The 6,830-nt window shown below is 65.2% G+C and carries 5 protein-coding genes; all 5 read right to left on the reverse strand.

Annotated features, from left to right (window positions below; all coding sequences use genetic code 11):
* The coding region (locus tag VF515_14950; GenBank protein ID HEX7408929.1) for a beta-ketoacyl synthase N-terminal-like domain-containing protein at positions 1 to 561 on the reverse strand (561 nt) is incomplete at its 3' end.
* Between the two features lie 107 nt (positions 562 to 668).
* Positions 669 to 1,877 (reverse strand): beta-ketoacyl-[acyl-carrier-protein] synthase family protein, encoded by a 1,209-nt coding sequence (locus VF515_14955; GenBank protein HEX7408930.1) that lies wholly within the window; start codon positions 1,875 to 1,877, stop codon positions 669 to 671.
* A gap of 75 nt (positions 1,878 to 1,952) precedes the next feature.
* The gene (locus VF515_14960; protein HEX7408931.1) at positions 1,953 to 2,729 is read right to left on the reverse strand and encodes a 3-oxoacyl-ACP reductase family protein; all 777 of its coding nucleotides are present in this window, start codon (positions 2,727 to 2,729) and stop codon (positions 1,953 to 1,955) included.
* Positions 2,711 to 4,084 (reverse strand): lipid biosynthesis B12-binding/radical SAM protein, encoded by a 1,374-nt coding sequence (locus tag VF515_14965; protein ID HEX7408932.1) that lies wholly within the window; start codon positions 4,082 to 4,084, stop codon positions 2,711 to 2,713. Before VF515_14965 ends, VF515_14960 begins: the two co-directional genes overlap by 19 nt.
* 9 nt (positions 4,085 to 4,093) lie before the next feature.
* Positions 4,094 to 6,830 (reverse strand): beta-ketoacyl-[acyl-carrier-protein] synthase family protein (locus VF515_14970; protein HEX7408933.1); only part of this gene is annotated, 2,737 nt, incomplete at its 5' end.

Consider the following 6,830-nt stretch of genomic DNA (forward strand, 5'->3'; position numbering starts at 1 on the left):
AACCACCTCAGCCCGACCCAGGCGCACCAATTCGCATCCGAGAACGATCGCCTGCTCGCCGGATGTCTCCCCCTGTGCGACCGTCAAATTGACTCCCGTGAAGCCGAACTCCATCGCCACGTAACTGGCGGGAGCGTTCAGGACCAGGTTCGGAAACACCATCGGGCTGGCGGAAGCCGGACCTTTCGTGAACACGCGTTGCAGCTGCACAGCCGATTCGGAGATGTCGCCCAAGGCGGAGCCGATGACGACCCCCACCGTCTCCGGCTGCACCCGGGCAAGCACGACCCGCGCGTCATCCAACGCCATGCGGGCGGCCGCGACCACCATGCGTGACAGCTTGTCCATGCGTCGCAGATGCGCCGAGGCAATGAACTCCCTGGCGACAAAACCGCGGACCTCCGCCCCCAAGCTCGGGATACCGACGGGTACGGGAAAGCCTTCGATCGGCACGATTCCCGATTGCCCGGTACTCAGAGCGGTCCAGAACTCCTGCCGGCCAAGTCCGACCGGGCTGACGACGCCGATTCCCGTGACAGCAACAGCGCAGCTATGAGTCATCAGCGTTCAGCTCACAGGGGTCCGGCCCGATCGTCGCAGCAGGTCCGCACGTTCTTTTCTTTGTGATGGTTTGCACGCTGACAGTTGATCGCTGACAGCTGACCGCTTTACTCATGTCCGCGGATGATCAGGCTGGTGTTGTTACCGCCGAAGCCATAGGAGTTGGAAAGCACGGTCCGCAGCGTTTGCGGCCGACTCGTTTTGGGCACGTAGTCCAGGTCACACTCCGGATCCGGCTCTTCCAGCGTTGCCGTTGGCGGGACGAAGCTATACCGAACCGCCAGCAGGCTGGCCAAGGCCTCAATCGCGCCGGCGGCGCCAAGGCAGTGACCGACCATCGACTTGGTCGACGTCACCGGGATGCGATACGCTCGCGGACCGAAGACGCTCTTGATCGCCCGGGTTTCGACGACGTCGTTCAGCGCTGTCCCGGTGCCGTGGGCATTGATGTAATCTATATCCTCGATCGCCACTCCGCCCTGCTGGAGGGCGCGCTGGGTGGCGAGGACCGCACCGCCGCCGTCCGGCCGCGGTGCGGTCAGGTGGTGCGCGTCCGCACTGACGCCGTAACTCACGAACTCTCCCAAGATGCGCGCGCCACGTCGTTGGGCGCGCTCCCAATGTTCAAACACCAACACCGCGGCGCCCTCGCCGAGCGTCAGCCCCGCACGGCGCTTGTCGAACGGGCGGCACGGCTCGCGATCGAGGGCCTGCAGCGCATTGAAGCCGCTGTACGTCATCTGGCAGAGGGAATCCGTGCCGCCGCATACAACCGCCTCGGCGCGGCCGCAGCGAATCCAATCGGCGGCAATCCCCAGCGCGTTGGCGCCGGACGAACAGGCCGTGGACACCGTGAGCCGCGGTCCGTAGCAGGCAAACACATTCGCCACGTCATCCGCCGGTACCGACACCGGAGTTTCCGACCATCCCGCCAGGAACTGTCGCCTCCGCCGCAGCTGTACCATGGCACGGTACAATTCCTCACCGGTGGCCATGCCGCCGGTGGTGCTGCCCATGACCACTCCCGTACCGGCCGCGTCCTCGCGACCGAGGCCCGCCGTCCGCCACGCCTCTCCGGCGGCAATCAGCGCCAGGAGAGCCGAGCGCGAGGCGCGCCGAGCAACGGGGTGTGGCAGCCATGCGGGTGGTGCCAGGGCGCGAACCTCCGCCGCACGCGAACTGCGACAGCCCGCCGCCGAGAATAACGACACCTCGCCGATTCCACATGTTCCCGCCCGCAAGCCGCGCGCGAACGCCTCGACGCCGACTCCGAGGGCGTTGATGCTTCCCAGTCCGGTGATCGCGATGCGGTACATTTCGTATCGTAGGGTTGAGTGCCAAGTCTTGAGTGCTGAGTTCCGAGTGCGGCGTACCGGACTGATTCACCTGGCTCACGCCATCGTGAGTCCGCCGTCTACGACCAGCGTCGCACCGCTGATGTATCCCGCAGCCGGGCTGGCGAGAAAACGAATCGCCTGTGCAACCTCGGCCGGTTCGCCGAAACGGCCGAGCGCGATCTGCTGCTCGAAACGCTGGCGTTCTTCCGCCGGCATCTTGGCGATCATCCGCGTCTCGATGAGTCCCGGGCAAATGGCATTGACGGTAATGCCGTAGCGTCCGACCTCGCGCGCCAGCGACTTGCCGAAGCTCAGCAGACCGCCTTTGGTGGCGGCATAGTTGGCGGCACCGTCCTTCCCCAGCAACGCCGCCGGAGAGATCACGTTGATGATCCGTCCCCAGCGTTGCCGGATCATCCACCGCAATCCGTGTCGCGCGCACAGAAAGGCACCACGCAGATTCACCGCCATCACGTCATCCCAGGCTTCGAGCGAAAGTAACATGGCGTAGCCGTCGCGCGTAATCGCGGCGTTGTTCACGATGATGTCCACCCCGCCCCACCGCTGGCGCAGCCGCTCGAACAGCGCCGCGATCGCCTTCGGGTCCGCCAGGTCCGCCGGCTCGAGCACCACCTCGCCGCCGGCAGCGCCCGCGGCCGCGGCGGCCTCTTCGGCCTCCGCCGCTGAGCGCGCGTAGTTGATGGCGACAGCGGCGCCGGCCGCGGCCAGCGCTTCCGCCGTTGCCCGGCCGATACCCCGCGACGCACCCGTCACCAGGGCACGCTTGCCGTCAAGGCGCAGCGGATCGGCATTCAACGCAGCAGCCGCCACAGTTGTCCCTTGATCTTGCGTTGGCGGAGTTTCTGCAGCACCCGGATGTTGGTCTTGATCCCCTTCCCGGGCACGATCCAATTGGTGTGGCTGCCGGCGTACGACTCGATCCGATCGATGAGCTCGTCGGCAAGCGTCGGCGCGATGTAGAACTTCGGGTACAGCAGGTTGTCGTCCGCATCCAGTTGCCCGTCGCGCAGCGCGATCTCGACCATCTCCGTTCCCGGCAGAATGCGGATGCCGGTCATGGCGATGACCGCGGTCGGCTGCAGTTCATCCATCAGATCGATCGTTTCGCTCACCGTCTGCATGGTCTCGCCCGGCCCGCCGAAGATGAGGCTGTGACAGAACTTCAATCGATACTTGTGGCAGAGATCGGAGGCTCGACGCAGGTCGACGGCTTCGAACTCCTTCTTCAGGTTCACCATCATGGTCGGAGAACCAGAGTCGGTGCCGAACTCGATCGCTTTACACCCGGAGGCGGCCATCAGCCGGCAGAGCTCGTCGTCGACGAACTTCGGGTTGAGATATCCGGACCATTCAATGTCGAGGTTGCGGCTGGCAATCTCTTCGCAGATGTCTTTCGCGTGTCGGATGGGCATGTTGAAGATGTTGTCGACGAAGAACCAGTGGCGGACCTGACACTGCTGGCGCACGGCCTGGATCTCGTCGACCACGGCCTTCGCCGTCCGCATGCGGACCTTCGACCCTTCGATGAGCGGATAGCTGCAGAAGATACATTCGAAGTAGCAGCCGCGCTTCGTCTGGATGTTGAGCGCGCCGCCGCGTTGGTAATACAAATCCATGTCGAACCGTTGCCGCATCGGCACGCCCGCCATGTCCAGATCCTTGATCCGGGCGACGGGGCTGACACACACGCCGCCGTTCACTGGCTCGCAGCGATACTCGTGGGTCGATACGACCGGCTCCCGCTGGCGGAGGCGTTCGAGAATCCACGGGAACGCCATCTCCCCTTCGCCCACGACACCAACGTCCGCGCCGAGGTACTCCATGATCGTCGTCGGCATGACGGTGAAGCCGGCGCCGCCCAAGACGATGGGCGCCGCGGTCAGCTCGCGCACGGCATCCACCAAACGCTTGTAGTCATCGATGTACGAAGTGTTCAGTGGATAGGACGTCGAGTCGAGATTCCGCAGCGAGATGCCGACCACCTCGGGTTCGGTGGTGCGAATGGTCTCGTCCAATGCCGGCCGCGGCGCATCGAGGAAGCAGAGGTCCAGTGTCTCGACACTGTGCCCGTGTTCCGCGCTCACGGCCGCCATGTAGGCGGCGCCGAGCGGAAAGACCGGATCGGGCAACTTCTCGGTGTTGGCTGAAATCAGCAGTACCCGCACAGACAGCCCTCAGGACTCCGCGGTTGGAGCGAATACCAGACTCACGATGTTACCCGAATAGCACAGGGCATTGACCAAGACCAAAGGTTTGGAAGCAAGCCGCACACCGGCCTCGGCTCCGGTCACCGCTTTTCCGTTCAGATCGAAGCTCAGCTCATCATGCAGGCGCGGTGCGTGACGCCACGCTCCCGCCGCCAACGCCAGCGCCAGCATCCCACTGGCGCCGAGGCAGTCGCCGACGACAACTTTCGGTGCCAGCAACAGCGGTGCCCCTGTGCTGCCAAACACCTCGACCAGCGCGGCGCGTTCCGTGTGGTCGATCGGTGTGCCATGGGCGCTGCACATCACTGCGCCAATATCCCTCGGCTGCAAGCGGCTCACCGCTATTGCCCGGTTGAGCGTATGGGTCACGCCCGTGTGCTGGCGGTCGTGGCGCGTGATGGTGGGCTCGAAACCGGCCGAGTAGCCCTCGATCCGTCCCCAACACGGGGCTCCGCGCTGGCGGGCTCGATCGCGCCGCTCCAGCACCGCCACCACTGCAGCTTCGCCGGGGAATACTCCCGGCACCGCGTCCAGAAACGGGCGCGCCTGTTCTCGGCGCTTGAGCAGGCCCATAGCGCGCAGCGCCACGAGTAATGCCGGGCCCATGACGTCGGCGCCGCCGGCGAGCACGACATCAGCCTTTCCCATTTGGATCAGATCATAGCCGTAGCCGAGGGCACCCAAGCCGGCGGCAAAGCCCATGTGCGCCGTGACATTCGGCCCCTTGATGCCGAGCGCGATGGACACCTCACCCGCCGCCGCGCTCGATACCGTGTAGGCAAACAGGCGGGGGCTCGCCGCCGATGGCCCCTGCTCCACCACCTTGCGGTTGTACTCCTCGTCGGTGAGCAGGCAGCCCAACCCCGTGCCAAAGGAAAGGCCAACGCGCTCGGGCGCAGCATGCTGCGCCCCTACATCCGGGTGGCCGATCTTCAAAGCAGCGGCACGCACGGCCAGGTAGGAGGCGGAGAGAAAGAACCGGCACAGTCGATCGAGCCGGCCAACACGTGCCCGCTTATCCTCCGGCACTGCCGAGATGGGAATGTCGGTGACCAACTCCGCGTCCCGTTCCTGTAGCGGCGCAGCATGCTGCGCCCCGCAAAACCCGCGCACCAGTTCCTCGACCGAATGACCGAAGGGCGACACGACACCGATGCCGGTGATGACGACTGGCTCGAACTGACCCTCGGCGCCGGTCATGCCGGTTCGATGCGGCACGGCTTCTCCCCGCGCCATCTTGCTCTGCTCCCCGGGGGGACTGCTCAGAAAATCGCCTCCATCCTGGCCTTCCCCCGTTGCCGGAAGTGACAACAGGGGAAGGGACCCAAGCGGGCGCCGGGCCTCATTTTCATGGTGCAAGGGTGAACGGAGTTCATGACTACTGTCGATAAATGACCGGTCGCTGGGTTCGTATGCCGTATTTTCCGCCTCCTTCCGTAGCGGCGCAGCATGCTGCGCCCCTACATTCGGAGAAACTCGACAGTCCCCGGGGGAGAAGGACCTTCGACGCAGTACGATCGCCGCGTTGTTGCCGGCGAAGGCGGATGAAGTCGAGAGAACCGTCTGCGCGTCGCAACGGCGCGGCTCACCGCGCACAATGTCGAGCGGGCATCCCGGATCGAGTTGCTCGCAGTTCACGGTCGGCGGGATGAGACCCTGCCGCAGGATCTGCACGCACATGATGGCTTCGAAGCTGCCGGCGGCACCCAGGGTGTGGCCGATCGCTCCTTTGATCGAGTTGACCGGGATGGCGGCGGCACCGGCCTCAGCGAACACGGCTGTGATCGCCGCCATCTCCATAGCGTCGTTGTACACCGTCCCCGTCCCGTGCGCGCTGATGAAGTCCACTGCCTGTGGTGCACAGGCTGCGTCCGCCAGTGCGGCGCGCATGGCGCGCGCTGCGCCCGCGCCGTCGCGCGCGGGCGCGGTCATGTGCACCGCGTCGCCCGCGAGGCCCGTGCCTGCGACCTCGATATCGACCCGCGCGCCGCGCGCCTGCGCGTGAGTTACTTCTTCGACAACCAGAATTGCCGCTCCCTCGCCTAGGGCAAGCCCATCGCGCCGCGCATCGAACGGACGAACCGTATTAGCCGTCGTGGCGCGTAGGCAATTGAAGCCGCTGACCACAAACTGGCAGATCGTCTCTACACCGCCGACGATAAAGACGTCGGCTTGCCCGCGCCGGATGAATTCGAGCGCCAGTCCCACCGCGTGCGTACCCGAAGCACAGGCAATCGACGGACTCACCACCGGACCGCACATCCCGAGCTCGCGGGCCAGGCGCGTCGCCACGGCATAGTAGGGAAAGTGGAGGAGACGCCGCGCGTCAAATGCGTGCCCGTCATGCTGGTGCCGTTGGTAGGCTTCGCCGACCAGCATGCCACCCAGCGCAGTCGCCAGGATCACACCGACACGGGCACGATCGACCTGTTGCAGATCGATCGCAGCATCAGACAACGCCTCCCGTGCGGCAATCAAGGCGTATTGGCTGATCCGGTCAAGCCGGCGGATTTCATCTGATGACAGCGCGCGCTCTGGCGCAAAGTCCTTTATCTCCCCCGCCACGACATGGGTGTATCCCGTCGTCTCGAAGGAGCGGATAGGGGCCAGCCCGCTCCGCCCGGCCAGCAGGGCGTCCCAAAACGCCGACACTCCGGATCCGAGCGGCGACAAGGACCCGCATCCCGTGATGACGGCCTTACGA

This window comes from Candidatus Binatia bacterium (genome assembly GCA_036382395.1).
In the GTDB taxonomy this organism is placed as follows: domain Bacteria; phylum Desulfobacterota; class Binatia; order HRBIN30; family HRBIN30; genus JAGDMS01.

Excerpts from the sequence above, each read along its gene's own strand:
- VF515_14955 (HEX7408930.1), bottom strand. The coding sequence starts at position 1,877 with ATGTACCGCATCGCGATCACCGGACTGGGAAGCATCAACGCCCTCGGA.